This is a genomic window from Stenotrophomonas sp. AB1(2024), assembly GCF_037482345.1.
GTDB lineage: Bacteria > Pseudomonadota > Gammaproteobacteria > Xanthomonadales > Xanthomonadaceae > Stenotrophomonas.
In genome coordinates this window covers 197452-224168 of sequence record NZ_JBBHKO020000002.1, presented here as the reverse complement: position 1 = coordinate 224168, position 26717 = coordinate 197452, and the positions used below count along the sequence as shown (strand labels likewise).

At 66.3% G+C, this 26717-nt stretch carries 17 protein-coding genes and 2 pseudogenes; 2 read left to right on the top strand and 17 right to left on the bottom strand.

Going from position 1 to position 26717, the window contains the following annotated elements:
- Positions 1–221: 221 nt before the first annotated feature.
- From WIX41_RS17465 to WIX41_RS17450, 4 genes are all read right to left on the bottom strand, one after another.
- Positions 222–638 (bottom strand): GFA family protein, encoded by a 417-nt coding sequence (locus WIX41_RS17465; protein ID WP_339449813.1) that lies wholly within the window; start codon positions 636–638, stop codon positions 222–224.
- Positions 639–684: 46 nt separating this feature from the next.
- Positions 685–1149 carry an SRPBCC family protein gene (locus WIX41_RS17460; protein WP_339449812.1) on the bottom strand — a complete coding sequence of 155 codons (465 nt, stop codon included), beginning with the start codon at positions 1147–1149 and terminating at the stop codon, positions 685–687.
- A 2-nt stretch (positions 1150–1151) separates the two neighbouring features.
- Complete coding sequence (locus WIX41_RS17455) at positions 1152–1466, bottom strand: ArsR/SmtB family transcription factor (protein WP_339449810.1); 315 nt, start codon at positions 1464–1466, stop codon at positions 1152–1154.
- Between the two features lie 156 nt (positions 1467–1622).
- The gene (locus WIX41_RS17450; RefSeq protein WP_339449808.1) at positions 1623–1943 is read right to left on the bottom strand and encodes a hypothetical protein; all 321 of its coding nucleotides are present in this window, start codon (positions 1941–1943) and stop codon (positions 1623–1625) included.
- 633 nt (positions 1944–2576) lie between these two features.
- Here WIX41_RS17450 and WIX41_RS17445 point away from each other — a divergent pair.
- Complete coding sequence (locus WIX41_RS17445) at positions 2577–3056, top strand: hypothetical protein (protein ID WP_339449806.1); 480 nt, start codon at positions 2577–2579, stop codon at positions 3054–3056.
- Between the two features lie 61 nt (positions 3057–3117).
- Here WIX41_RS17445 and WIX41_RS17440 read toward each other — a convergent pair whose 3' ends face one another.
- The 6 genes from WIX41_RS17440 to WIX41_RS17415 all read right to left on the bottom strand — a co-directional run bounded on the left by WIX41_RS17440 (position 3118) and on the right by WIX41_RS17415 (position 14461).
- Positions 3118–5280 (bottom strand): pyrroloquinoline quinone-dependent dehydrogenase, encoded by a 2163-nt coding sequence (locus tag WIX41_RS17440; RefSeq protein ID WP_339449804.1) that lies wholly within the window; start codon positions 5278–5280, stop codon positions 3118–3120.
- 72 nt (positions 5281–5352) lie between these two features.
- The gene (locus WIX41_RS17435; RefSeq protein WP_339449802.1) at positions 5353–6090 is read right to left on the bottom strand and encodes a LytR/AlgR family response regulator transcription factor; all 738 of its coding nucleotides are present in this window, start codon (positions 6088–6090) and stop codon (positions 5353–5355) included.
- Complete coding sequence (locus WIX41_RS17430) at positions 6087–7244, bottom strand: sensor histidine kinase (protein WP_339449800.1); 1158 nt, start codon at positions 7242–7244, stop codon at positions 6087–6089. The genes WIX41_RS17435 and WIX41_RS17430 overlap by 4 nt, the downstream gene beginning before the upstream one ends.
- A 111-nt stretch (positions 7245–7355) precedes the next feature.
- The gene (locus tag WIX41_RS17425) at positions 7356–11174 is read right to left on the bottom strand and encodes a M48 family metallopeptidase (RefSeq protein WP_339449798.1); all 3819 of its coding nucleotides are present in this window, start codon (positions 11172–11174) and stop codon (positions 7356–7358) included.
- A 153-nt stretch (positions 11175–11327) separates the two neighbouring features.
- Positions 11328–13004 carry a serine hydrolase domain-containing protein gene (locus WIX41_RS17420; RefSeq protein ID WP_339449796.1) on the bottom strand — a complete coding sequence of 559 codons (1677 nt, stop codon included), beginning with the start codon at positions 13002–13004 and terminating at the stop codon, positions 11328–11330.
- Positions 13005–13126: 122 nt separating this feature from the next.
- On the bottom strand, positions 13127–14461 hold the full coding sequence (locus WIX41_RS17415) for an acetamidase/formamidase family protein (protein WP_339449794.1): 1335 nt from the start codon (positions 14459–14461) through the stop codon (positions 13127–13129).
- Between the two features lie 224 nt (positions 14462–14685).
- On the opposite strand from WIX41_RS17415, the pseudogene WIX41_RS17410 reads away from it, so the two are divergent.
- Positions 14686–14823 (top strand): annotated as a pseudogene (locus tag WIX41_RS17410) (DUF6622 family protein); the annotation flags it as partial.
- Positions 14824–14865: 42 nt separating this feature from the next.
- On the opposite strand, the gene WIX41_RS17405 reads toward WIX41_RS17410, so the two are convergent.
- The 7 genes and pseudogenes from WIX41_RS17405 to WIX41_RS17375 all read right to left on the bottom strand — a co-directional run bounded on the left by WIX41_RS17405 (position 14866) and on the right by WIX41_RS17375 (position 26624).
- Positions 14866–15696: an aldose 1-epimerase gene (locus tag WIX41_RS17405; RefSeq protein ID WP_339449792.1), complete on the bottom strand. Its 831-nt coding sequence runs from the start codon at positions 15694–15696 to the stop codon at positions 14866–14868.
- Positions 15686–16702, bottom strand: a complete 1017-nt coding sequence (locus WIX41_RS17400; RefSeq protein WP_409187536.1) for a glycoside hydrolase family 43 protein — start codon at positions 16700–16702, stop codon at positions 15686–15688. The genes WIX41_RS17405 and WIX41_RS17400 overlap by 11 nt, the downstream gene beginning before the upstream one ends.
- Positions 16688–18181: pseudogene (locus WIX41_RS17395) on the bottom strand (MFS transporter); the annotation flags it as partial. The gene WIX41_RS17400 and the pseudogene WIX41_RS17395, both read right to left, overlap by 15 nt.
- On the bottom strand, positions 18135–20804 hold the full coding sequence (locus WIX41_RS17390; protein ID WP_339449790.1) for a glycoside hydrolase family 3 protein: 2670 nt from the start codon (positions 20802–20804) through the stop codon (positions 18135–18137). The gene WIX41_RS17390 and the pseudogene WIX41_RS17395, both read right to left, overlap by 47 nt.
- The gene (locus WIX41_RS17385) at positions 20804–22492 is read right to left on the bottom strand and encodes a glycoside hydrolase family 43 protein (RefSeq protein WP_339449789.1); all 1689 of its coding nucleotides are present in this window, start codon (positions 22490–22492) and stop codon (positions 20804–20806) included. Before WIX41_RS17385 ends, WIX41_RS17390 begins: the two co-directional genes overlap by 1 nt.
- Positions 22492–24474, bottom strand: coding sequence for a sialate O-acetylesterase (locus WIX41_RS17380; RefSeq protein ID WP_409187530.1), 1983 nt, complete (start codon positions 24472–24474; stop codon positions 22492–22494). Before WIX41_RS17380 ends, WIX41_RS17385 begins: the two co-directional genes overlap by 1 nt.
- A complete protein-coding gene (locus WIX41_RS17375; RefSeq protein ID WP_409187529.1) occupies positions 24471–26624 on the bottom strand; it encodes an alpha-glucuronidase family glycosyl hydrolase in 2154 nt (717 codons plus the stop codon). Before WIX41_RS17375 ends, WIX41_RS17380 begins: the two co-directional genes overlap by 4 nt.
- Between the last annotated feature and the right edge of the window lie 93 nt (positions 26625–26717).

Sequence of the window (26717 nt, the reverse complement as noted above, 5' to 3'; positions counted from 1 at the left end):
CCTGCACCTGCATATCCATTGCAATCCCCCCGATTGGTTTTGGAGAGCCGCCCCGCCTCATGCGCGCCAGAAGCCCCTGGGAAGGGCGCGCTGCTCGGGGGTCAAGTTCACTTCTGCTTCTTCGCCAACACCACTCTGAATCGCCCCCCTTCCCTACCCCCGATAAATCTTCCTAATCCCCAGCAGGCCCAGCTTCCGTTCTCAGCCAAGAGCAAACGGCCTCAGCCAGCCGGCATTCTCTCGAAACTTCGTATCGAAGGATCAATTTCGTCCCAAGTGTGGCCACGGCTGCTGTAGAGCAGCATCTGCGGCCTGAACCGGGCGGGATCGTCGAGGCTCGATGCGTGGATCACGAAAATATCCGGCATGGCCGCGAATGTCAGATAAACCGGGCATCCGCAGATGGGGCAGAAGCTATGAGTCTTCTCGTTCCCGCTGTCACCGGCAAGGCGCCAGTCGGCCGCCTTGCCGGTAATGGTGCAAGCCGACCGGTTCGCAAAGGTCAAGTATGAGCCGTGCCCGGTGCCGCTTCGCTTTTGACAATCAAGGCACTGGCAATGGGTTTCTGCGATGGGTTCGCCATGCACTTCATAGCGAATCGCGCCACACGCACATCCACCGGTATAGGGCTTGGTCATCATCATTCCTTTCTCGGAGATAGCGCCGGATTGATGCAACTTGCGATCAGGCGCCAATCGGCTTGGCAAAAACATCAAGAGAGCGGCCGGTTTCCAGGAAGGATTTCAGGCTGGAAAGGACGATTGGCCAGCCCTGGGTGATGCCCTTGGCCATTCCGCTGCCTGCTTCAAGCTCGTCATGCGTGACGGTCAGACGGACCATGTCCTCGTATTCCTCAATCTCGAACGTCACCCGACTGTAGGCCCCAGGATCGGCGGCCTGCGAAGCGCTGGCCCAGGTGATGACGAGACGGGTCGGTGGCGAGATCTCGACGACCTTCCCGACGAGCTCGGTGGTCCGCTCATCGTTGGCGCGAACATGGGCCCATGTCGATCCGGGCTTCCAGTCGGAGACGTTCTCATGGCCCCAGTAGCGCCGCGCGATATCGGGCCTCGTAATGGCCTCGAACACCTTCTCCGGCGTAGAGGCGATGTAGGTCACGTAGACAAAGCTGGTCGTTTCTCTGGTCATCGCTACTCTCCTTCGAGTTCTTTTTTCAGATCGTGCAGCAGGCCGAGCCGCCGACGTTCGAACTTCCGCACCCATCGCTCATAGACTTCATGCAGCGGCACGGGGTTGATGAAATGCAGCTTTTCCCGACCGCGCCTGACGGTGCTCACCAGATTGGCTGCCTCCAGTATCCCAAGATGCTGCGTGACGGATTGCCTGGCCATGTCCAGGTTCTCGCAGAGCTGGCCGAGGGTCTGCCCGTTCTTCTCGCACAGAAGGTCGAGCAACTTCCTGCGGGTCGGGTCGCCCAGCGCCTTGAAAACGTCGTCAGCGTGCATCGGTCTCCCTCGCATGTGAGGGAAATAGAATATGCAGTCAAACACCTGCATGTCAAGTGGTGGCCTAGCTTGCGATCACGCTATTTCGCAACGACTGCCGGGTCTCTATGACGGCATCCCGGGGCGACGCTGCCGCCGCCCCGCTTGTCGCCACACTTACCCAACCGGCCCCAGCCTCCAACTGCCCCCAGTCTTCTCAAACCGCACCATCGCCCTGGACAGCGCGTCCGCCGACGGGTCTGCCGCCAGGACAAACAGCTCGCGCCCGATACCCAGGTACATCCGCGTTCCAGGCTCAATGCCCAGGTCACGCATCCACAGCCCCCGCGCCTTCAGACAAGGTACGGCCGGGCAACCTGGATAGGTTTCCAGCCCGTCGTGATGAAGCGCATTGATCATTACGCTCTTCGGCGCGCGCCAGAAGCGCTTGCGGAAGGCGCGTTGCTCGGGGGTCAGGTTCGCCCAGTCGTCGTGCATGATGGTTCTCCTCTGTGTTTTCCCTCACCGAGATGGCGAGGGAGTCGGGAGGTTCAGAACCGTGATAGCTGATACGGTGCAGCGTATTTCCGCGAGGGTGTTCTATTTCGCCACCCTCCCGACAAGAGGCAACCAACATGCAATCAGCTATCGGGTTCTGACACCCAAGACACACCATGCGACAGACGCAAGCGTACTGAAAATTGACTTCCTTGATCGTGTCTCTCTCCGGCAACGCGGCCGGGAAACGACGTGTCGCTAGCAGAACGAATCGCTAAAAATCGGGCGCCAGAGCGTAGTTGCCAAGGTACTGGGTCGCACTTCCGGCTGACAGAAGAGAGGGAATTATTTTCGTCGAATATCCTGCGGCACTGTCGCTACTGACACGTGCTGCGCAGTCGGCAGCAGAGTCCAACTGGCAGCGCAATGTTCGTCAAGAACCTCCTCCTGCTGCCGATATTGTCTGTGCATCCACATTGCGCAGGTTGAAAGATGAGAGCTGCTGTCCTGTTGTGCTGCTTTGCGCTGATCACCGGTTGTGCCTCCGTGTCACGACCAGCGCCCAATAGCCGGGTCCAGATCACGCAGTATTGGCGGGTGCTTCAAGCGCCGGCTGGTCCTGGAACCCGCTCGATGAGCACGTCTGGATCGGTAGGCAACTTGCACCTCTCAGGCCAAAGGGTTCTTGTCTCTTCTCCGCCGGTTCCAATTCGACGCTGCCGGGATGCTCAGCAAGCGGACTGCTCTACCGGGATCGTATCGATCGAGCTTGCGCTGGAGTTGCGTTCCAGCGTTGAAGGTGGTGTGGTCGTTGACCACCAGGCTCTAACGACCATCGCTCCGTACTATCGCCGGGTCTCAGGGGCGGGCGGATCCACCATCTCGTTCGCGATGGGTGACCCGGACGATCAGGCCGGTATCCGTGATCACTGGGAAAGCTCAGGCAACCAGAAACTTCACTTTGGGATCCTGACGCCCGTTTCTTCGCGCGACGGTGTCGAGCTGTTTCTTTGCGCAGAGCCCGATTACGCTCCGGGCGGAGCCCCACTCTGCCCAGCGCATACGGACATTGAAGCGGTCGCCACGAACTTGCACGAGCATCAATCCACCTGATACTCGTGCAAATGCGATTCGTGTGCTTTTGCGCTGGATCGCGCCCCTGAGGCGCGTTGAGTCAGCGGCCAACGCGCCGCCGCCTCCACGCTGCAAACAGAACGACAGCGCCCGCCATCGCCAGCAACCCAACGACCCCAAGCACGGTCATTCGCAACGCTGTCCCGTGCTGGTACACCAGGTTTTGCCCGCTACCATCCAGCGTGTAAACGACCAGGGCGTCGTCGAGCTTTCCGTTGCCGAATCCCTCGCGCCCGCCGGCGGCAATGGCGACGTACTGCTTTCCTTCCACCGCATACACCGAGGGCGTGGCGTGTCCGCCAGCAGGCAGCTTGCTGCTCCACAGTTCCTTGCCGGTGGCGGTTTCGAAAGCGCGCAGGCGCGAGTCGGCGGCCGCGGCGATGAAGGTCAGCCCACTGGCGGTGCTTACCGCGCCACCCAGCAATGGCATGCCTACGTCCAGTGGCAGCCAGGGCAGCACGTCCTCCATCGTGCCCAGCGGCCGTTCCCAGGCCACCTGCTGCGTTCGCAGGTCTACCGCTACCAGCCGTCCCCACGGCGGCGCCATGCACGGAATTCCCTTCGGCGACAGCAGCGGGCCGCGACGCAGGCCATACGGCGTGCCCTGCATGTCATTGAAGTCCTGGTGGGGAAATTTCTCCTGGTCCTCCCACCGGAACTGGTCGCGTGGAATCAGCGCCACCTGCATCGGCAGGTCCATCACGGGCAGGATCGCCAGTTGCCGCGGCGGATCCAGCGCGATGCCGCCCCAGTTGACGCCACCTGCCCAGCCCGGCGACACCAGCGTGCCCTGCACGCTGGGCGGGGTGAACGGGCCTTCCGAACGCAGGCCGGCGATCAGCGCCGCGCACGCCTTGCGCTCGCCGGGGGTAACGCCCCACGCATCGGCGGTAGTGACGGGTGCATGCCGGGCCAGGCGCAGGGACGGCTCAGGCATGGGCTGGGTCGGCGAGGCCCGTTCGCCCGGCACGTCCGATGCCGGCACCGGCACTTCGCGGATCGGGAACACGGGCTCGCCGCTGCGGCGGTCGAACGCGAACAGGAAGCCGGTCTTTGTCGCCTGCAGCACCGCATCACGCGGACCCTGCGGGGTCTGCACCGTTGCCAGCACAGGCTGCGATGCAAGGTCGTAATCCCACAGGTCATGGTGGACCAGCTGCTGCGCCCAGACCCGGCGCCCGGTTTTCAGGTCCAGGGCGACGAGCGAGTTGGCATCCCGGTTGTCGCCCAGCCGTTCGCCGCCGTAATAGTCGGGGCTGGCGGAGCCGGTCGGTACGAAGACCAGGCCCAGTACTGGATCGACCGACAATGGCGGCCACGCATTGGCCGAACCCACGGTCTCGGCCTGGCCCAGGTGCCACCCGCTTGCGCGCGGGTCCCCGGCGCTGCGCGGCACCGGGTCCCAGCGCCATAGCAGATGGCCGCTGCGCACGTCATAGCCGCGCACCACGCCCTGCTCCTGCTTGTGGGCGCGGTTGTCGCCCACGGCACTGCCGGTTACCAGCACGTCGCCGGCGATCACCGGCGGCGAGGTCACTGCGTAATTGCGCCAGTTGGAATCGGTCGGCGGGATGTAGATGTCCTCGCGCAGGTCGATTGTGCCCTGCTTGCCGAAACCCGCACAGGGCTGGCCGTTACGCGCGTCCAGCGCGATGAGCCGGGCATCCAGCGTACCGATCAGCACGCGCGTGGCGCAGGCCGCGTCGGCTGGGGCGTGAGAATCGCGCCAATAGCTCACCCCGCGTGAGGCGGGGTCGCCATAGCGTTTGTCGCGCGCAATCGCGGGATCGAACGTCCACAGCTGCGCGCCCGTGCTGGCATCGAGCGCGAACACCCTGTTGGTGCCGGTGGAAAGGTACATGCGCCCGTCCACCACCAGCGGGTTGGCCTCGAAGCGCATGCGGTCCGGGTCTGGCAGGCCCTGCCCCCGCTCGCCTGTGCGGAACGACCAGGCCACCTTGAGGCGATGGACGTTGTCGGGCGTGACCTGTGCCAGCGGGGAGTACTGGCCGCCACCCGGTGCGCCGGCGTAATGCGCCCAATCGCCGTCGGCCGCCGCGGCGGTGCCGGTCAGGAGTGCCAGGATCCATGCCGCTCGTCCGGCGGCGGCGCCGGGCCTTGTCGCTTTCTCCGGCAGTTCGTAGTGATGCGATGCGTGGCGCGTTGCGGTCACGGTGTCGATCTCCTCTGGATGGTCAGCCATAGGCTCGCCGAGCGCGCGCCGGTGCGCACGTGCCGTGGGGCGAACCGCCCCATCGGCGGGGCAAGGGGGGCGCTAGCGGCCCATGCGGGCGAACAGCGCCTCCCGGTAGCGCCGGCTGAGACGGAGCACGCGGCCACTGCGCAGGCGGATTTCGTAGTCGCCCTTGAACAGCGATTCGAGCGATTCGATCGCCGCCAGGTTGACCGCGGCTGACCGGTGCACCCGTGCAAAATGCCGCTCACCCAGCTGCGACAACAGGTCCTGCAGCGTCCGTCGCAGCAGGTAGCTGCGCGCGGCCGTGTGCACGTGGACGTAGTTGTCGTCCGCTTCAAGCCATTGTATGGAGGCCGTCTCGATCAGCTGCAGGCGTTCGCCAACAGGCACGAGCAGGCGATCGCAGGACGCCTGGGCGCGCCCTGCCGCCACGGCTGGCGAACCGGTCTCGCGTGCCTGCAGCCGCTGGCGGATACGTTCGACGGTGCGCGTCAGCCGTTCGTGGTCGTAGGGCTTGAGCAGATAGTCGATGGCGCTGAGGTCGAACGCCTTCAGCGCGTACTCGTCGTAGGCGGTGACGAAGACGATCAGCGGTGCCCGTGCAGGTTCCAGCTGGGCGGCCACCTGGAGCCCGGAGAGGATCGGCATGCGGATGTCCAGGAACGCCACGTCCGGCCGCAGCTGCTCGATGCACTGCGCCGCGGACAAGCCGTCACCGGCGCTTGCAATGACCTCGACATCGGCATGCTCGCCCAGCCAGCGCTCGATTTTCTCGCGCGCCGGTGCCTCGTCGTCCGCCACCAGTACCCGCATCATCGCGCCGGCCCGGACAGCGGCACGACAAGCCGTGCGACGACGTCCCGGCCGTCGCTGCAGATCCGCAGTGAGGCGGCATCGCCATACAGCAGGGCCAAACGCTCGCGGCAATTGCGCAGCCCCACGCCGTCACGAGCGTCCATCGCCAGCGAGGCGTTGGAGTTGCGGACCACGATGTCGAGACAATCGCCCCTGCGTTGTGCGCTGACTCCAATGCTGACGGGGCCGACGGTGCCCTCCACGCCATGCTTGAACGCGTTCTCCAACAGCGGCTGCAGCAGCAGCGTGGGGAACGGTGTGACCTCCAGCGACGGGGCGATCTGCCATGCCAGGGTGACGCGTCCGCGGAACCGCTCGCACATGATGTCGGTGTACAGGCGCAGGGCACGCAGCTCTCCGCCCAGCGTGGTCATCTCATGCTCTGCCGCCTGCAGGCTGATGCGCAGCAGGTCGCCGAGCGCGGCGACCAGTCGGTCGGCACGCGCGACATCGCTGTGCATCAGAGAGGAAACCGTATTGAGCGCATTGAACAGGAAGTGCGGCCGCAGCTGGCCCTGCAGCCGGGCCAGCTGCGCTTCGGCCAAGGCTTTACGGGCCTGGACGTAACGGTGCCGCTGCAGTTGCCATTGCGCGTGCGAATCGAGTCCGAACAGGATTCCCAGCCACAACCCCAGAAAGACCAGCAGGCGCAGGGTTTCGTAGATCAACACGAAATGCCACTCCGGATGGTCATAACTGCGATCCATCAGGGCATACACGCCACTGCGGATCGCATACACCGCCACGATGAATGAAACCGCGACCAGGGGCAGCCAGCGCAGGTAGCGCCAGCACCAGACCAGGGGCCTGTCCAGATAGGCAAGCTGGCTTCGCCGCATGCGCAGCGCCAGGCACAGCCACCCGGTTGCCACGATCGCAGAACTACCCTCCCACGTCAGTGGCTCCCACCAGGCCGTCGCCGGGTTACGCAGCGCATCCTGCATCGCGGTGCAGATCATCAACAGCCAGAATGCCAGCCACAGCGCGGCCAAGGTCGTCACGCGCAGGGGCGCTGCGGAGCTCTCCGTAGACATCACGGGCACTGGAGCGGTCTGCATGCTCATGTGGCAAAAGTCTAGCCCAAGCCGGCCCTGGTGCTCACGCGTGTGGGGCAAGCGGGACGTGGAAGGGGTAAGCGGGAGCCTCCCTCAGCGTTACGCCCGCCGGGACGAGGAACGCTCAGCCCAGCAGGCACGGCGGGAACCTCACCCGCCGTGCCCGACCCTTCACAGCAAATGCGGCCGCTCGGTACCAAACAGCAGCCGCTTGGCTCCATCGCGCCAGACATCCGGGCACGACTTCCCGCGCACCACGGCCGCAACGGAGTATGCGTAGCCGCGATTGCCAGGCCTGACATTGCCCAGTGCGGCCTCTGCCTGCTCCACGCTGGCATTCGCGCGCACCGCATCAACGAATGCCACCACGCGCTTCGCTTCGTCCGGGTCAGTGGCCAGCACCCTCTCGCGCCAAGCCGCTTCGTTGCGGCCTTGCCTCAACGCCAGTGCCCACATGCTCCACGCCGAATCCGGGTCGATCCCCTCCTCTGCCGGCAGATCCAGTCCCTTCTTGACCAGGTCGTCCGGCGCGCCGTCAGAGGCCGCGACCAGGCGGACAACACGTGGCAGCAGTTCGGCGTCGGTCTCCGCCAGGCTCACTGCGCCGTGGTACTCGCCCCGGTGGAGTCGCATATAGGCCTCGTACGGCGAGCCCATGACCTCGGTGCTGTCGAGCGCCAGCAGGTTGGCCAGGTAGGCGGACTGTGCAGCCAGCGGCTGAAGCTGCTGTTCGCTGGCGCCCAGCATGCGTTTGACGCGTGCCAGTTCCACCGCCGTGGACTCTGCGGTCTGCGGGGCCATCGCAGAATTCGACCAGACCTCGTTCGCACCGGCCCAGTCACCGCGCGAGGCAAGTACGTAGCCGGCAGCGAGACCGAACCACGGCTGCTCCGGCCAGCGCCGCTGCCCGGCGAGGAAGGCCTCGTCCTGCGCCGCGCCGTCGGCCATGCAACGCACGGCGAGATAGGCCAGCGCCGAGGAGGTCGGCTTGCTCGCCGCCATCTGCTGCTGGCGTCTGCACGCGGCATTGTCCCCACGCTCCTCGCTGAGCTGCTGCTCGATGCGCAGGGTTGCAACATCTTCGGGATGGCGCGTCAGCCGTTCTGAAACCAGGCCCCGCAGCAATTCCGGGTTCTGCGATGCTATCGCGAGCCAGGTGGTCAGGTGGCGTGAGTCCGGTGCATCCCAGCGCGCATGTGCGAGGATCATGGCCTGGCGCTGGGCTTCATCGGTCACCAGGCCAAGCTGCCGCTGTGGCGCCAGGTCGCCCGCTGCCGATACCACCGAGCGCTTGCCGCCATTGCCATGCTTCGTCTGGATGGAACTCGGCGGTTCCTCGAGCACGAAATCGGCACTGGTGGCTGCCCAGCGCTCCGCCCCCAGCTTGCGCTCGGGTTCGGGCGTCTCGCCGCCGTAGACTGCCGTCCATTCGACCATCGGCGTCGCGCCCGCAACGTTGTAGGCGAAGTGCGAGCGGCCGGTCATCCGCTCGGTCTTGAAGGACTCGATCAGCTGCCCGTCCGCGCTGTGGGTGACCACCTCATGCGCGGCCCCCGGCGCCACCTCCATGCTGGCACTCTGCAGCGGCTCCAGCGCGAGGGTGTGGCCGTCGAGGGTGACGCTGACCGGGGTAGCCAGGCCGTTGTAGAGCGAGACCGTAGCGGCGCCGGTGTGCATGCCGAACACCAGTACGCCAACAACGATCGCCGCCGCTGCAGACGCACGCGCTGTGCTTGCAGCCCAGCCGTCGGCGGTCTGGAAGCGGTCCCACCAGCCCAGCTTGGTCTGCAGCTTGCGCTCCTGGCCGGGCAGCAGCACCGGATAGGGCGTCGGTACCTTCGACGGCGTCGGCGCGGACGGCGCTACCTCGTCCGATCCCAGGCGCGCTACCACGGCATCTTCGTTGGCCAGCAGCGCCTCCAGCGTCGCCGCGCGCAGCTGCGACAGCGCGGCGCAGGTGTGGTTGACCCAGCCGCTGGAATGCTTGATCCAGTTGTCGATGTTCGCCTGCACCGGTGTGGGCAGGCCCAACTCGCCCAGTGTCTCTTTCAGCGGCTTGCCGCCGTGTTCGACGACGGTTTCATCGATCACGCAGTTGTGGGCGTAGTCGTAGATGACGCCCAGGGCCTGCCGCACCTTTTCGGCGGTGCCAAGCAGGCGGCGCAGCTCCTTGTCGGAAACACGCTTGTCGGCGGTCACCACATGCAGGGTGTTGAGGAAGAGCCCGTAGGCGTCACGCAGGTCCGCTTCGACGTGCTCACAATAGTGCAGCAGGGTCACCTGCCCTTCCAGCAGGTTCTCCCATCCTGCCCCGCTGTGGCGCGCGGCCAGCCGATGCAGGCTGCGGCATTCCTGGTCGTGCTGGAATACGGCCTGCCGCAGCGGCGCGATCTCCGCATCCAGCGTTGCGATGACCGGGCCGAGGCGTCGGGTGTCCAGCACCTGGTCACGCCAATGCACGCGGTTGCCGGTGGCGCGCAGGTGGCCGGCGCGGGCGGCGTCCAGCGTGGCACGCTCATCTTCCAGCAGTTGCAGCTGCTGCAGCGCCTTGCCATGGGCGGGTGCATACAGGCCGGTGACGCGCTCGCGGATCTGGGCGTCGGTCAGCGGGGCAATGGTGTGCAGGAACAGCTCGGCTGGGGTGGCCACGCCGCGCACGAAGGAGCGCCGCAGGTAGGTGCCCTGGTAGCGCTGGTGCAGGGCACGGATGGCGAATTCGGCGTCGAGCCGGCTCAGCGAAACGGCGCCATCGGCGAACGCCGGCGGGGTTTCGCGCAGCATGTCGCGGGTGAGCTGATGCCGGAGTGCGTCCGCATCACGGAACAGCAGCATGGCCGGGCGTTCATCGATCGCCGCTTCCACATAGCGCCGCTTGAGGTTGTTCTCGCGGTCGGCATTGGCCGGGTGCGTGGACCACATCTGCGGCACGCGCACCATCTCGCGGCGGAACACGCGATGCTGCTCGCGCTCGCGTTCGGGCAGCTGCGGCGGATCGGCATACAGCGGGTCCGGCGACACCCGGCGCAGGTTGGCAAGCATGCGCGTCTGCACGGCAAACAGGTCGGCCACGGCATGGCCGGCCTCGAACTCGCGCGAGGCGAAGGCCAGCGACCTGCCCCAGGCATCGTCGGCCGCGCCCAGGCGGTGCAACGCATGCACCAGGGCATCGCTGCCGGCGAGCGAGGCGGCGACCAGGTCCGCCTGGTATTCCATCTCCCGCGACAGGGCCCGCTCGGACAGGGCCACCACGCTGAACGCCGTATCCACCAGCGAGCGGATCGCCCAGACGATGAGGGACAGCACCCAACCCACCCAGGCAATGCGCAGGTCCAGGCGCGAAACGGTGGCCAGAAGGGCGTCGAGCGCATCACGCCGGGCGACCAGCTGGCTGGCGATCTGGTGGGCCACGTACACCCAACGCCCGACTGCCATCGTACGCTGCGCGAAGTGCCCGAATTCGTGGGCCAGCACCGCCTTGAACTCGCCCAGGTTCAGCGCGTTCACCAGCGCCAGGCCGATGTCCAGGTTCTTGCGCGAGGGAAACAGCAGGTTGAACAGCGACAGGTCGTAGAACACACCGGCATTGACCCGCGCCGACAGGTACACCCGCGTTGGGCGCGGCGCGCCGGCCTCGTCGGCCAGGCGGTGCAGGAACGCGAACAGCTCGGGCTGGTCGGCCGGCTTGAGTTCCAGGTCCTTGGAGGTCTGGCCACGCTTGAGGAAGACCAGCCCCTTGGCCATGAAGGCGGCCAGGAACAGGGCGAACACGCCGACGATGATATTGATCAGCGTGTTGCCGCCCTCGCCGGCCAGCACCGTGCGGAACACGCGATAGGCGGTCCAGCCGAACCAGCCCATCAGCGCGAAGTAGGCGGTGGCGAAGCTGAGCAGGCCCGCCACCGCAAGCCATGCATGGCGTCGATAGGCGGAACTGGGTGCGGTCAGTTGTGCAGGCACGGCCGACGGCCCCGCCGGATAGAGCGAATCCATTATGCAAATCCCCCTGTTGTCCTGCTCCGTGCCGTCCCCCCGGACGTGGCGCGGAGCTTACCCGGCGTCATGCCCGGTCCCGGGCCGATTGTGCACGTTGTTGGGCGGGTGCGCATCTGCCCGGCTCGCGGTTATCGCAAGGCCTGGCCTGGCTCAGGGCTCCATCAGCCGCTCCGCCCGCATGCGTCGCAGCCGGCGCGCGGTCAGGGTCAAACCGTCCACCGCACCTGCTTCCGAGCGGGTGAACGTCAGCGTCCATGGACCGCTTACAAAGCGGTCGCCGCCGACGGGTTCCAGTACCAGATCACTCTGGCGAGGCCAGCGCAGCCTCAGCTTTCCCTCCGCCATGAGCACGGTATAGGTCATGTCGACCTCGTCGATACGGTACTGGCCGGCAAACGTCGTCAGTGCAGCAGCCGTCGGCAGTGGAGCCTGCATGCGGGTGAAGACCCGCGGCGTAGGCCAGGAATCCCAGATCTTCAGCCTGCCCTCCCCCGTCCTGCCGTTCGCAGCGGAATTGAACTGCCAGCGCGATGTCTCACCCGAACGGAACAGTCCGCCTCCAAGCGCGTCGAGTGGCAGGGGCGCGCCGGCAGGGCGCAGAACCCCGTCCTTCATTTCCACGCGCACCACCTCATCGGTCAATGGGCTCCAGTAGACGCCAGCCAGTGCCGCCAGTTGTACCGTCGGCGTCTTGACCGATGGCGCGGGTGGCGCCAGCTGGTTGCCCAGATACACGGCCGCTATCTTCTGCGTAAGCTCCTGCGGCGCGATCGAGGCGCCGTTGCACAGCGTCACGATGGCCAGATGCTGATCGGGGAACGCGACGGCGTCCGCTCGATAGCCCGCATGTACCCCGTCATGACCCATCGTACGCAGGCCCCGGTAGGTGCTGACGAATACCCCGCCACCGTAGCCGGTGGCCTCGCCGTTCTGCGTTGTCGCTGATGTCCGCATGAAGGTCATCAGCTCATCCTGGCCGCCAGCGTGTGCATGGATGAGGTGGTCCTCCCACTTCAGCAGGTCGCCCACGGTGGTGAACACGCCGGTAGGCCCGTAGTAGTCCGAGGCCGGAACGCTGATCTGCCAGCCGCCGTCGCCGTTCGATTGATAGCCTGTCGCGCGCCTGCGCACCACCTCGTTATGGTCGTCCTGGAAGTGCGTGTCGGCCATGCCCAGGGGGTGGAATATCCGCTCCTGGGCGAACACGCGGAGCGGCGTGCCGGACACACGCTCGGCAATCACTGCCAGCAACGTGTAGCCGAGGTTGTTGTACAGCGTCTCGCTTCCCGGCGCGAAGTTCAGGCCGCGCTGCTTCGCGGCGATCGCGAGCATGTCGTCCTGGGTCATCATGTCATCGCTGCGCCAGCCCGCCAGGTACAGCAGCTGCCCCTGCTCGCGCAGGCCGCTGCTGTGGTGGATCAAGTGCGAGATGGTGATCTTCCTGCCGAAATCCGGCATCTCTGGCACGTAGGTGCGGATGTCATCGTCCAGCGACAACTTGCCGTCCTGCGCCAGCAGCGCAATGGCATAGGCGGTGAACTGCTTGGAAATGGAGCCGGTGAGGAAGATCGAATCCGGGCTGATGGGAATGTCGTACTCGAGATTCGCCATGCCGTAACCACGGGTATAGTCCACGGCGCCGTCGCGGGAAATTCCCACCGCGCAGCCGGGGATGCTGGTGCCGGTCCACGGCGCGAAGATCGCGTCCACCTGCTCGTGGCGGTCTGCGGGGATGGTGCCTGCGGACCGGGCTTGGCCGATGGAAGGCTGCGAGGCCCAGGCACCGGCAATGAACGCCATCAGAAACGCGGAGCTGCTGACACGCACGAGATACCCCTGGAGTGGTGCCGACGGAGGTGAAGGCCAGCGCAACCTAGCATGGCCCCCGGGGCCGGCGACATAGGCCAGAAGTTCGCGCCCGCGCCATGCGTGCAGCATTCGCCAGAGGATCAGTGATCTCCGCGGGCGCCATTTGCCGGCGTGGTCGCAGTCGTCGGTAACAAGCCTTCCAACAGCGCCTTGTCCAGCTTTGCCGCGACGCCGACGCTGCGGCCGGCAAGATTGGCGACCTGGTACTGCACCGCCACGCCCAACACCTGGGTGGCCTCGGAGAGGTTCAGGGCATAGCGTTGGCGCAGCCATTGCAACATGCCTGATGTTGCAGTTCGCAGCGCGTCGTCGCTGGAACCGCCCTGGCCCAAGGTCATGATCTGCGTGGGTGACTCAACACGCGGCGTATTGATCGGTTGCCGCTTCAACAGTTCAACCTTCACCACCACATCCAGCGACGTTTCCAGGGCCCACTGCGTTGTTTCGCCGTCGCCCTGGAGGGCATGGCCGTCGCCCAGATACAGCAATGCGCCGGGCTGCTGGACTGGCAGGAACACGGTGTTGCCCTCGACAACGCCATTGAAATCCATGTTGCCGCCAAAGTCACCGGTGTCTCCCGTGGAGAACGGCGGATAGCCGAAGCCCGGCGCGACGGCAAGGCCACCCAGCATTGGCTTTACCGGGACCTCGAAATTCTTCAAGGCGCCGGTTGCACCCTGCGGACGTGCGAGCCCTTTTCCGCGATCCAGCTCCCATCGGACGGGCTTGCCGAGCGCCGCGGCTTCGGCGGCGACGCGCGGCGTCTTCAGTCGCCCCACCACGCCATCGAGGCTGTCGGCGTAGTCGCGATTGAGCTTGAGCGACGTGAGCGTTATCGCGAGCGTGTCGCCGGCTTCGGCGCCGACCACGAAGAAGGGCCCGACCTGAGGATTGCCAAACAATGCCCGCGTGATGCCTTTCTCGTCGACGCCACCCGAGTCCAGTGTCTTCGTCTGCACTGAATCACCCGGCCATATCACCAGTGCCGGCGCACGGTCCGCGCTGAAGGTGTTGGTATAGTCCGTCGGCGTGAACAAATGCAGCCTGGGTACAGCCGCAGAGCGCGTGGGCACTCGCCATGCGCTGAACGCATGGGTGGCGCGCGCTTGGCGATTGTTGGTGTCAGGCTGATCGCTTTGTCCCTGCAACCGAGCGCCATCGACGCGGCCATCGAAATGAAGGACCTGCCCCTGGCTGTCCTTCACCGCGAACTGCATCTGCATACCGGTAGACGTGCCCTCGAGCGGGTCGCCGTCCAGAGTGCCTTTGATCTGCTTCCCCTGCACGTCAAGATTCAGGGTCTGATAGTTCTTGTTGCCCCACAGGTCGGTGGCGACGACCCATTGTTCGGTGGCCAGGGCATTCAACGGCAGTGCCGCCAGCAACAGCAGACTCGACTTCAAGGAGATTGGCACGGGGTGGAACTCCATCAAGGTCGACAAGGCCTGTGGCCGGAGTCTAGGGGCGGCCCAGCGGCACCCACAGTGTCAAACGTAACGTGGACGCGGGGCTGGCTGAGGGTTGCCATGCTGTACTCCCTGATGGCTGACAGCGGTCACTTGTTCCGGGCCGGCCCAACGCGAGAATTACCCCATCCCGCACGGCACTGCCGGCACCCACCCCAAGTCAAGGACGTTCCATGGACATGCTCAAACTGTTCGCTTCTCACACCCCGGGCTGGGTCTGGGCGCTTCTGATCTTCCTGATCACCCGCGGCATCAGTGCCATGAAGCCGGGGGAAACCTCACTGGGCAAGCTGACCATCGTGCCTGCGTTACCGTGCCGATCGCTGTTATCGGCAGTCGTTTGGGAATCGACCCTACCACCTTAGATTGAGGATCAGTTCCAGGTGTTCGCCTGGTTCGAGGCGGTTTGGGGCGAGGGTGAAGCCGTCTGGCGGGCCGGTTTGGGGTTCCACGCAGGTTGCATGGGGGGCGGCGTCGTAGACCACCCAGTGGTGGGTGTTGGCTCGCAGCCTCAGGCGCTGGCCGGCGGACACCAGTGTCATGTCTGCCTGGTTGATGAAGCAGTCGTCCCATGGGCCGGGTGATGCGCTTACCAATGGCAGCCTGGCGATGCCCTCCTCGTCCCGTGGGTACATGGCGTCGGGCGCGAACAGCAACTCATCCGGCTTGCGAAACCACGGGTGCCAGCCGAGTACGGCGGGCATCGGTTGGGTGCCGGCCTGCACTGCGAGGCGCAGCTCCAAGCTGTCGGGCGTTAGTTGGATGACCTGCGTTGCCGTGCCGCCGAAGGGCCAGTGGCCGTCCTCGGGAAGCTGCAGTGACAACGTGGCTGTGTCCGCATCCCGGCTATCAATCTGCCAGGGCAGTGCGAACCCCACGCCGTGGATGGCGTGTTCGCCGAAGTTCGTTGGCAGCGCATACGCCTTGCCATCGAAGTTGAAACGCCCGTGCCGGATGCGGCCGGCCCACGGCACCATCGGGTAGCAGCCCCAGGCGATGGTGGCCTCCCCGCCCTCCTGTTCGTCGACCAGCCACTCCACGCCGTCGTAGCGGATACGGGCAAGGCGTCCGCCGGCCTCAGGGGCAAGCGCCACTTCCAGCCTGCCCGCGCGCAACCAGTGCAGGCGGCCAGCAGGCAGTGGCGCCTGCGCGTCGTCGATGGGCAACAGGCTTTCAGTTGCCATAGGGATCAATGGTCCGGATGCTGCCGTCCGCTTCCATGTGCAGCAGGGTGCACTTGACCGAGCGCAGATGGGTGACCCCGCCCGACAACAGAGAGTCGTGATAGAACAGGTACCACTGCCCTTCGACCTCGCAGATGGAGTGGTGCGTGGTCCAGCCCACTACGGGCTTGAGGATCACGCCACCGTAGGTGAACGGGCCGTACGGACTGTCCCCGATGGCGTAGCACAGCAGGTGCGTGTTGCCGGTCGAGTACGAAAGGTAGTACCGGCCTTGGTACTTGTGCAGCCACGGCCCTTCGAAGAATCGGCGCTCATGGTCATCGGCGCGTAGCGGCTGGCCGTGCTCATCCAGGAGGATGACTTCCCGCGTGGGCTCGGCCAGCTGGGTCATGCCCGCTTCCAATCGGCCGACACGCGGGCCCAGTACCGGCGCATCGCCGGTGGGCTCTTCGTGCGCGGCGTCGTAGCGGTTGTCGCGGTACTTCTGCAGCTGGCCACCCCAGATGCCGCCGAAGTAGAGGTAATGCGTGCCGTCATCGTCTTCATATACGGCCGGGTCGATGGAGTACGTGCCTGCCATCGGCTCCGGTTCGGCGGTGAACGGACCCTCCGGGCGATCGGCCACGGCGACGCCGATGCGGAATCTGCCCTCCCCGTCCTTGGCCGGGAAATAGAGGTAATAGCGGCCATCGCGGTGGGCCGCGTCGGGTGCCCACATCTGCTTTGCTGCCCAGGGCACGTCGCGCACATGCAGGGCCATGCCGCAATCGGTTGCCACGCCGGTGGGGCTGTCCATCCGCAGTACGTGATAGTCCTCCATGCCGAAATGCCCGCCCTCATCGTCGAACGGCGCGCCGGCGTCGATGTCGTGCGAGGGATAGATGTACAGCCGCCCCTCGAACACATGGGCCGACGGGTCGGCCGTGTAGATATGGGTCACCAGCGGCTGGGAGATGGCATGTGCCGCCAGGTGCCCCAGGTTGTTGCCCTCGCGACGCTGCTGCAGGTCCTGCTCGATGCGGGTTTCCATGCGCTTGTCGATCTTGTAGAGGAACAGCATCGCCACGGCGATCAGGAACGGAAGGGAGCAGTACACGCTCACCGTCAGGCGGATGCCGTTGACCACGCCCTCCGGCTGCTGGTCTGCGCCGGCCTGGTAGCCGTAGTACGCCAGGATGCCGGCGACCAGTGCACCACCAATGCTCAGGCCGATCTTCAGGCCGCACAGCATCGCCGAGAAGATGATGGCGGTGGCACGACGGTTGTTCTTCCATTCGGAGTAGTCGGCAACGTCGGCGATCATTGCCCACAGCAAGGGGATGGTGATTCCGTAGCAGAACCCGTGCAGCATGAAGGAGACGAACGCCACGGCCACTGCGGTGGGCGGGAAGAAGTAGAACACCAGCAGGAACACGGTGGATACCAGCAGCGCGCCGCCGAACACATCGCGCTTGCCGAAACGGTCGGCCAGCCGGCGTGAGACCCCGATACCGAGAATCATGCAGATGATGCCGCAGGCGTTGAACAGGCTGAACGCGGAGGTCGCCGGGTCCTTCGGCCATGCGAATCCGGACAGGCCCAACCCGTTGAGTGCCGCGTTCAATCCCCCGATGAAGCGATTGAAGCCGGTGTTGTCGAGGAACGCCGCCAGCGCGGGCTCGCTCATGTAGTACTGGAAGTAGTAGATGTAGGTGCCGCCCTTCAGGGCCAGGTTGATGAAGACCAGGATCGTCAGCGCCAGCATCACCTGCCACGGCCGGTTGCGCAGCAGGTCGGACAGATCCTGCAGCACCCCGCCGGTCTGCTCCTTGGCCGGCACGATGCGCTCGCGGGTGGTGGCGAAGGTGATCAGGAAGAACACCGTGCCCACCACCGCGAACACGGTCATCACCCGCTCGAAGCCCAGTACGCGATCGCCGTCGCCCAGGATCAGCACCAGCGGCAGCAGCAGTACCTGGATGATGAACTGCGCGATCATCACCGCCACGAAGCGATAGGCCGACAGGCTGTTGCGCTGGGCCATGCTGCCAGTGAGCACCCCGCTCAGCGCGGAGTACGGCAGGTTGTTGGCCGCATACACCAGCATCAACAGGCCATAGGTGGTCAGGGCGTAGATGATCTTGCCATGCTCCCCAAAGTCCGGCGTGCTGAAGGCAAGCAGCGACAGCACGCCGAACGGGATCGCCGTCCACAGGATCCACGGCCGGAACCTGCCCCATCGGGTAGCGGTGCGGTCGGCGGCGATGCCGATCAGCGGGGTGAACACGAATGCCCCCAGCAGGCCGATCACGAAAATGATCGTCGCCGCGGTGGCGGGCGGCAGCCGGTACACATCGGTATAGAAGAACGCCAGGTAGGTGATCAGCGTCTGGAAGATCAGGTTCGCGGCGAGGTCGCCCAGGCTGTAGCCCAGCTTTTCCCGGACCGACAGGGTGTGCTCAGTCACGGGTTGCCTCCACCTTGAACTGGGCCTGCGCCCGTGCATCGGCACTGGAGCCACCTACCCTGACCTCATACGATCCTGGCGGCACGACATACGCCCCCCGCGTTTCGTCGTACTGGCGCAGCGCCTGCTGCGCGTCCAGATCGAAGGAGACGCTGCGCCGCTCGCCCGGGGCCAGGTGGACACGCTGGAAGCCGTGCAGCGCCTGCACGGCATCGCCGGGCCCAGCATCCAGCCGCCGCACATACAGCTGCACCACTTCGTCGCCCGCACGCTTGCCGGTGTTGGCGACCTCCACCTGTGCCTTGAGGCGCCCGTTCGCGGCGATGCGGGGCGCGTCGAGGCGGAGCTTGCCGTAGTCGAACGTTGTATAGGACAGCCCGTGCCCGAACGGATACAGCGGTGTGCCACGGAAGTAGCGGTAGGTGCGGCCTTCCATCGTGTAGTCGTCAAATGCCGGCATCGCCTGGTCCGCCTTGTAGAAGGTCACCGGCAGGCGCCCGCCGGGGGTGACGTCGCCGAACAGCGCCTGGCCCACGGCGGTGCCGCCGCGTTGCCCGGGATACCAGCTCATCAGGATGGCGGGCAGGTTCGCCTGGGCCCATTCCACCGCCAGTGCCGACCCGCCGGTAAGCACCATTACCACCGGCTTGCCGGTGCCGTGCAGCGCTTCCAGCAGGGCCCGCTGCGGCGCGGGCAGGCGCAGATCGGTGCGGTCGCCCCCGGCGAAGCCCGGGTAGTTGACCTTCATCTCTTCGCCTTCGACGTCACCCGTCAGGCCACCAACGAACACCACCACATCGGCGCTGCGGGCGGCATCAAGTGCCTCTTCGAACGGCGGCTTGGCACCGGGCATGCGCCAGCCCAGCCGCACGCCGGCGTCGCGCTCGGCATCGTAGTACTCGAGTTTGAGGTCGTAGGCACGGCCGGCCTGCAGATCCAGGTCCACGCCATCGCTGTGCAGGCGGTCACTGTTGGCCCAGTGGTCCAGCACCCGCTTGCCGTCCACGTAGAGGCGGAAGCCGTCGTCGGCGGCGGCCTCGATGCGGTAGCGGCCGGACACCGGCGGCAGCAGCTGGCCACTCCAGCGGATGCTGAAGTTGTCGTTGGGAATGCCCTGCCCTGGCGCCGCTTCGCCACGAGCCAACAGGTTGTCGGTGGGGGAACCGCGGTCCCAGCGGAAGCCGATCTGGGCATCGGTGCGGACCAGTGCCGGCGTGCCGGAAAGATCGACGGTGCGGAAGTACTCACCGCGCAGGCCGCGTTCCGGGGAATCGGGTGATGGCCGCAGGTACGCCGCTTCGATCAGCGGCGTGGCGCTGGGATCGTCACGCCCTTCCACCAGATCCACGCCGCGTGCATAGCGCACTTCCACGCCCTTTGCGGCATCGCGTATGCCCTGCAGGATGGTCACCGGTGCCGCCGGCGTGCCGAAGTAGTTGCCGAGCAGCGCCATGGTGTCATCGGCAGTCGGGCCGACCACGGCGATGCGCTTGAGGTTGCGTGAAAGCGGCAGCACGCCATCGTTCTTCAGCAGCACCAGCGATTCCTGCGCGGCCTTCAGGGCCAGCGTGTCGTGTGCGGGGGCCTGGTTCACCGATGCGGGAATCCGGGCCCACTTCACGCGTTCCGGTGGGTCGAACATGCCCAGTCGCATCCGCGCGGTGAACAGCTGGGTTACGGCGTCGTCGATTTCCGCTTCGCTGATCAGGCCCTGCTGTACCGCTGCCGGCAGCGTCGCGTATTCCTGGCCGCACTCCAACTCGGTGCCGTTCTTCACCGCCAGCGCGGCGGCGGCTTCGCGGGTGGGCACGATCTTGTGATGCATCCAGATGTCGACGATGGCCCAGCAGTCGGACACTACGTAACCCTTGAAGCCCCAATCGCGACGCAGCACATCGCGCAGCAGGAACTGGCTGGCGCTGGCGGACTCGCCATACACGCGGTTGTAGGCACCCATCACCGCATCCACCTGCCCCTCTTTCACCAGCGCCTCGAACGCCGGCAGGTAGGTGTCGTACAGGTCGCGCTTGCTGGGCCGGGCGTCGAAGTGGTGGCGGTCGGCTTCGGGGCCACTGTGCACGGCCAGGTGCTTGGCGGTGGCGTCCAGCTTGCGGTACACCGGGTCGTCGCCCTGCAGGCCGTGCACGAAGGCCACGCCCATGCGCGCGGTGAGGTACGGGTCCTCACCGTAGGTTTCCTGGCCCCGGCCCCAGCGCGGGTCGCGGAAGATGTTGATGTTCGGCGACCAGAACGTGAGCCCCTGGTAGCGGCCATGCGCGCCCTCGCGCAGGAACTGGTGGTGCTTGGCGCGTGCCTCGTCGCTGATGGTGGTCGCCACCTGCCCCATCAATGGCACGTCGAACGTGGCGGCCAGGCCGATGGCCTGTGGGAACACGGTGGCCTGCCCTGCCCGGGCCACGCCGTGCAGCCCTTCGTTCCACCAGTCGTACGCGGGAACACCCAGCCGCTCGATGGCGGGCGCGGCGTTCTGCATCTGGGCGGCCTTTTCCTCCAGGGTCATCTGCGCGACCAGCGAGGCGGCGCGGGTCTCGAAGCTGGCCGAGGTGTCGAGCCACGGCTGTGGCGCGGCGGCGTGACCGACAGTGGCCAGGGTGATGGCGGCGCATAGCGCCAGCGTGTGGAACAAGGGCCTGCGCGTCATCAATTGCTCCTCAGGGCGCGCTCGTCGCGCGCGAATGGTCCCAGCAGGGCGCCCACGAAGCCGCCTGCACGATCCGTACTCAGTACCGTTCCGTCCACGTCATCGGCGAGGGTCTGCCAACCGTGCTCGCCGCCGGTGTCAAAGGCGAACGCGTAACGTCCTCCCTCCCCCTTGATCCGGAGGCGCAACGAGGCGGCCGCATCCAGCTCGCGCGATGCCAGTGTTTTCGTTACGCCGCCGCCGTCGCGCCCTTCCAGGAAGATCGCCACGCGATCATCGCCAAGGCTGCGGACGCCGAGGAAGTACCAGTACGCTTCGCTTTGGAACGCGGCCAGCCCTGCGGCCACGCCCGCGGCGGGCCGCGTCATTTCGGTGCTGGCCTCGAAGCGCAGGTGCTGCTGGCGGCGGCCAAGGAACGCGGGGTTACGCAGCGTGCCGAGGTCTTCCGGCAGCGGGTGTATGGCCAGGAAACCGGGGCGCTCGCGCAGCTCCGCCCAGGCCTGTTTGGGTACGCGCACGCGCAGCCAATCGTTGCCGAGCGTGGGTGTATCGAACGCGTTTCGCTCTACGAAGTTGCCGGTCGAAGGGGACTGTTTCGCGTCGCCCCGCATCCACGAAGGTCCTTTGACCACGTACGGGATGGCCTGGCCCGCCTGCAGGATAACCGGCCAGCCGTCACGCCATTCCACCGGCAGCAGGTAGGTTTCGCGCCCGGTGTTGTAGTGGCGAATGTCGTAGTTGCGGCTGGCAAGGAATACCGCCCACCAGGAGCCGTCCGGGCCTTCCACCAGGTCGGCATGGCCGGCGTTGGTGATCGGCAGCGCCCTGTCATTGGGCAGGTCGCGCTGGGTGAGGATCGGGTTGCCCGAATAGGGGATGTAGGGGCCCCAGACGTCGCGGCTGCGCAGCACCACCTGCGAATGCTGCGGGCCGGTGCCGCCTTCGGCGTCGGAGAGGTAGTACCAGCCGTCGCGCTGGTACAGGTGCGGGCCCTCGATCCAGATCGGGTTCTTTGCCGGCTCCACGCCGCCGTCGATGAGCGCCCTGCGCGGGCCCACCGGCTTGAACGACGCCAGATCGAGCTGCTGCATCCAGATGGCGCGGTGCCCCTCGTAGCGCGGCGGGCCGGGCGGCACATCGTTATTGAGCAGGTAGACCTTGCCGTCCTCGTCGAAGAACAGCGACGGGTCGATGCCCTCGATACCCGGAAGCCAGTGCGGGTCGGACCAGGGGCCAGCCGGATCGGGGGCGGTGGCGATGAAGTTGCCGCCGCTGTCCACCGCCGTGGTGACCACGTAGAAGACCCCGTCGTGGTACGAGATGGCCGGCGCGAAGATGCCACGTGACACGCTCAGTCCATCGAAGTCCAGCTGCGAGGGCCGGTCGATGACATTGCCGATCTGCTTCCAGTGCACCAGGTCCACGCTTTCGAACACCGGAATGCCGGGGAAATAGGTGAAGCTGGAGTTGACCAGGTAAAACTTTCCGTTCGCACGAGTGATGCTCGGGTCCGCGTGGAAGCCGGCCAGGATCGGGTTGCGGTAATGCCCGGCGGGCAGCGGCGGTTCAAACGCCGCGTCATTGCCGGCGTATTCGAACCAGTCGAAGTACACCGGGGGCGCGGGCGTGGCTGCCTGCACCTGAAGCGCAGCGGACAGCAGCAGTACCGTGGCAGGCAACAGGCGCATCAGGGTTTCCCTGCAGGGGTGAGAGAGAGCTCGAACGGACCGGCAGGTGCGCCGCTGCTGTCGCGCAGCGTACAGACCGGGCCGTCTGCCCAGCAGTAGCGGACGCTGGCGGCCGTTGCGGCCCGCAGGCTGTTCAGCACTACCGCGTGGCCGTCCAGCGTGGCGTCGGCGTATGCGCAGTTCTTCGCCTCGGCGTCGCACAGCTCAAAGCCGATGGGGCCGTTCGCACCCGTTGCGACGAGCGTTCCCGTGACATCGTCGAACCCGATGCGCACCTCAACCCTCGTGCGGGATACCTTGCCTGCCGTCGGACCGGATGGGGCTACTGCCCGTTCGCCATACACCACATGGCGCGCCACCCGTGCCAGACGCCGGCCCAGTTCCTGTTTGTTCGGCGGATGGATGTCGTAGGCATCCCCGATGTCGATGGCGAGCGCCAGGCCGGTATGCGGGTCCTCCGCAGCAACGCGCCGCTGCGCCTGGCGCACCTGCGCCCAACCACTTTCAACCGGGGCCACGGGTGGCTGGCCATAGCCGGCCAGCTGCACCACCAGCAGCGGCATCTCCGCCCCGAACTGCCTGCGCCAGTCATCGCGCAATGTGCGCAGCCTGTCCGCGTAGGCAGCGCCATCGCCGGTGTTCGATTCGCCCTGGTACCAGAGCATGCCGCGCAGGCCATAGCTCCCCAAGGGCGCGATCATGCCGTTGTACAGCGTCGAAAGGCCGGTGGCGGCATGCCAGGGTGCCAGTGGTGGTGCCTGGTCGCCGGGCGCTACGCGGTACTGCCAGCGAGCATCCAGAACGATCCGGGTGCCATCGTCCAGGTGCAGGGCGTGGGCGTCCGCGGGGCCGGCCAGGCCGCCGTCGCCCCATGTGTCCAGCACGTTGACGACGACGCTGTTGGTTCCGGCTTTCAGCAGGCCGGGCGGCAGCGGGTACGACCGTGCATCCCCCGGGGCGTTCTGGCTGCCCACCGCCACGCCATTGACCCAGGTTACGTCGGTTTCGTCGGCAGGCGCCAGCTCAAGGCTTGCACCCTGCCCTGCCTGTGCGGCGCTCAGCTTCACCTGCGTGCGGTACCAGACCATGCCGTTGTAGGCGGACAGTGCCGGAATGCCCCAGCGCTCCCATGCGCCGAGCTGGGCCGGTGCCTGGTGCCATCCGTTGTGGTCCGCGCTGGGCTGCCAGGGGGCATCGCCGGGTGTGGCACCCTCGCGCTGCTCCCACCACTGCTGCCAGTGCTTGCCCCATGCTGCGTTTGCCGCAGCAGGGTCGCTGGAATACAACGCGAACACATCCAGCGATTCCTCCATGCCGCCCTGCGCGCGCAGCGCATCGGCGCTTGTCCATGCCTCTATCCGCGAGCCACCCCACGCCGACTGGATGAGTCCCATCGGCACGTTGATGGTCTTCCGCAGTTCACGCGCAAAGTAGAAGCAGGCAGCGGAAAATTCGCGCACGGTGTCCGGTGATGCGGGTTGCCATGAAGCAGGTCCGGAGAATCCCTCCCGAGGCGTCACGGCTGCGGCCTTGGGCACGGTGAACAGGCGTATGTCCGGGTGCGTGGCAGAGGCGATTTCGCTGTCGGCGTCGAGCGCGCGCCGCACCGGCAGCTCCATGTTCGACTGGCCGGAACACAGCCAGACATCGCCCATCTGCACGTCGCTCACGGTCTGGACTACCTGCCCTGCCCATACGCTCATTTCGTAGGGTCCGCCGGCGGCGATGGGCTTCAATGTAGTGCTCCAGCGGCCCTCCGCATCCGCGCGTGCAGTAGCGGTCTGGCGTGCGAACTTCACGGATACGGTGGTCTCCGGTGCGGCATGGCCCCAGACGGGAATCGGCTGGTCCCGCTGCAGGACGGCGTGATCCTGGAACAGCGGGTGCAGGAGCGGAGTCACGGATTCCTGCGCCATGGCCGGCGCAACGCAGCAGGCCAGAAGGCTGGCCAACATCCAGGCGGCCCACGGTTTACAGCTCATCGCCCATCTCCCGGTGCGGACGGATATTGCAGGGCTTCGTAATACGCCAGCGGGTGCGGGGGCGTGGCTTCGCCTGGCGGCAACGGCCTGCCGCTGATGGACTGGAAGTAGGCCACGCTGGCATCGCGCCACCATTGGGCTTCGCGGAGCTGGATCTTGAGGTAGGCGGCTACCTGTTCGTGCCGTTGTGCGTCGATGCTTCCGAGCAGCGGGGCAGAGCCCCGCTCTACGGATGCGTTCGCGTTGCCGGGAAGCGGTGCGAGGCTTGCCCACGTTGCCTGCATGGCCTGAACCTGGCGTACGCCCAGCGAGTAGCGAGCCACCAGCTCGTCCCACAGCGGCCGCCCGGATGCCATGCGGTGGTCCCAGGGGACGTGGTGGAACCACAACAGCAAGGGCTCCGGAACCTGCGCCAGGTCGGCATACTTCGCGGCCACTTCCGGGGCGTACTGGGCCACGGCGTTGCTGCCCCGCGCGGTGCGGTCGAAGCCGATGCCATCGCGGTCGGCGCGGTGGTAGTAGACGGCGGTCCAGTCCGCGCGCGGGCCGCCGTCCACCCAGGGGCCCGGCCCGTAGTGGTGCCCGCGCGCCATCAGGTGGTGCAGGCCCAGCGGGGTCATGTAGTTCACCACCGCCTCGCGCGAGGCCATCATCATGTCGACGATGGGCGCTACCACCTCGGGATCCGGCGAGAACGTCATCGCCGCCCAGTCGGCAGCGATGTCGCGGGCGGATTGATCGGGATTCCAGGCAAGGCGGCCGAAGGCGTACCAGTTGGCCTGGTCGAAGTGCGATCCACTCCAGGTGCGATCGCTGCCGATGTTGGCGACGCCGGCCATGCCGGCCAGGGACTGCGCCACGGTGGCACGCTCACCGCGTGCGCGGGTGTCTGACTGCAGCACTTCCTCGAACAGCGGCCCCAGGTACACCAGGTGCGTGGCGAAGCCGAGATACTCCTTGGTGATCTGGACCTCCAGCATCAGCGGCGTGCGTGGCATGGCCCCGAACAGCGGGTGGAACGGCTCGCGCGGCTGGAAATCGATGGGCCCGTTCTTTACCTGCAGGATCACGTTCGGGCGGAAGGCACCGTCCAGGCCGAAGAACTCGGTGTACGCCTGCGTGGCGCGGTCGGCGGGCACCTCATGCGCGTAGACGAAGGCGCGCCACATCACCACGCCGCCGTGCGGTGCCAGGGCGTCGGCCAGCAGGTTGGCGCCGTCGGCATGGGTGCGGCCGTAGTCCTGCGGGCCGGGCTGCCCTTCCGAATTGGCCTTGACCAGGAAGCCACCAAAATCCGGAATGCGCGCGTAGATCTCGTCGGCCTTGTCGCGCCACCAGCGTTGTACGTTCGGGTCCAGCGGATCGGCGGTCTTCAGCCCGCCCAGTTCAATGGGTGCGCTGAAGCGTGCGCTCAGGTACACGCGGATGCCGTACGGCCGGAACACGTCCGCCAGCGCGGCCGCCTTGGCAAGATAGTCCGGTGCAAGGCTCTGCGCGCTGGCATTGACGTTGTTCAGCACGGTGCCGTTGATGCCCAGCGAGGCGTTCGCGCGCGCGTAGTCGGTGTAGCGTGGGTCGCGCCATTCCGGCAGGGTCTGCCAATCCCACAGCGAGCGGCCGGCATAGCCGCGCTCGACATGACCGTCCAGGTTGTCCCAGTGGTTGAGCACGCGCAGCCGCACCCTGGGCGATTCGCGCACCTCAAGGGCATTCAGTGACGCGCCCGTCTGCAGCAGGCGCAGCAGATGGAATACGCCGTAAAGGACCCCGATATCCTGGCGCGCCGCCACCAGCAGCACGTCGCGGCCGCCGATCCGGGTGCGCCTGAGCAGGTAGCCGTCGTCGCCCAGCGACGCCATCTCGTCACGGAACGGCGCGATCAACGCCGACGATTGTGGCGTGCCCAGCACCAGTGCGTGGTCACCGGCAGCCGCAGCCTGCATCCGCGGAGCGCGACCCAGCAGGCCTGTCAGGCCACGCACCAGCTCCTCGCGCGCGGCACGTTGCGTGGGGGTCTGATCGGGGGCGACAACCTCGCCCAACTGCGTGCGGTAGTCCGCCGCGAGCGCAGGTGCGAGGGGAACGTAACGCATCCAGAGCGCGTAGCCATCCTCCGCATGCGCACTGCCCGTACAGGCCAACAGTGCCATCGCAACACCCAGCACCCGATGACACCGCTCGACACCCGGACGGAGCAGCAGCTTCGGCAGCAAACCTTGTAAGCTCGGGCGGTGCTTTGGACG

Bases quoted from the DNA above. Each gene is read 5' to 3' on its own strand.
- WIX41_RS17440 (WP_339449804.1), bottom strand. From the start codon at position 5,280: ATGGCTGACCATCCAGAGGAGATCGACACCGTGACCGCAACGCGCCAC.
- WIX41_RS17465 (WP_339449813.1), bottom strand. From the start codon at position 638: ATGACCAAGCCCTATACCGGTGGATGTGCGTGTGGCGCGATTCGCTAT.
- WIX41_RS17385 (WP_339449789.1), bottom strand. From the start codon at position 22,492: ATGCGCCTGTTGCCTGCCACGGTACTGCTGCTGTCCGCTGCGCTTCAG.
- WIX41_RS17460 (WP_339449812.1), bottom strand. From the start codon at position 1,149: ATGACCAGAGAAACGACCAGCTTTGTCTACGTGACCTACATCGCCTCT.
- WIX41_RS17390 (WP_339449790.1), bottom strand. From the start codon at position 20,804: ATGACGCGCAGGCCCTTGTTCCACACGCTGGCGCTATGCGCCGCCATC.
- WIX41_RS17455 (WP_339449810.1), bottom strand. From the start codon at position 1,466: ATGCACGCTGACGACGTTTTCAAGGCGCTGGGCGACCCGACCCGCAGG.
- WIX41_RS17435 (WP_339449802.1), bottom strand. From the start codon at position 6,090: ATGATGCGGGTACTGGTGGCGGACGACGAGGCACCGGCGCGCGAGAAA.
- WIX41_RS17405 (WP_339449792.1), bottom strand. From the start codon at position 15,696: ATGGCAACTGAAAGCCTGTTGCCCATCGACGACGCGCAGGCGCCACTG.
- WIX41_RS17425 (WP_339449798.1), bottom strand. From the start codon at position 11,174: ATGGATTCGCTCTATCCGGCGGGGCCGTCGGCCGTGCCTGCACAACTG.
- WIX41_RS17375 (WP_409187529.1), bottom strand. From the start codon at position 26,624: ATGGCACTGTTGGCCTGTACGGGCAGTGCGCATGCGGAGGATGGCTAC.
- WIX41_RS17445 (WP_339449806.1), top strand. From the start codon at position 2,577: ATGAGCACGTCTGGATCGGTAGGCAACTTGCACCTCTCAGGCCAAAGG.
- WIX41_RS17450 (WP_339449808.1), bottom strand. From the start codon at position 1,943: ATGCACGACGACTGGGCGAACCTGACCCCCGAGCAACGCGCCTTCCGC.
- WIX41_RS17380 (WP_409187530.1), bottom strand. From the start codon at position 24,474: ATGAGCTGTAAACCGTGGGCCGCCTGGATGTTGGCCAGCCTTCTGGCC.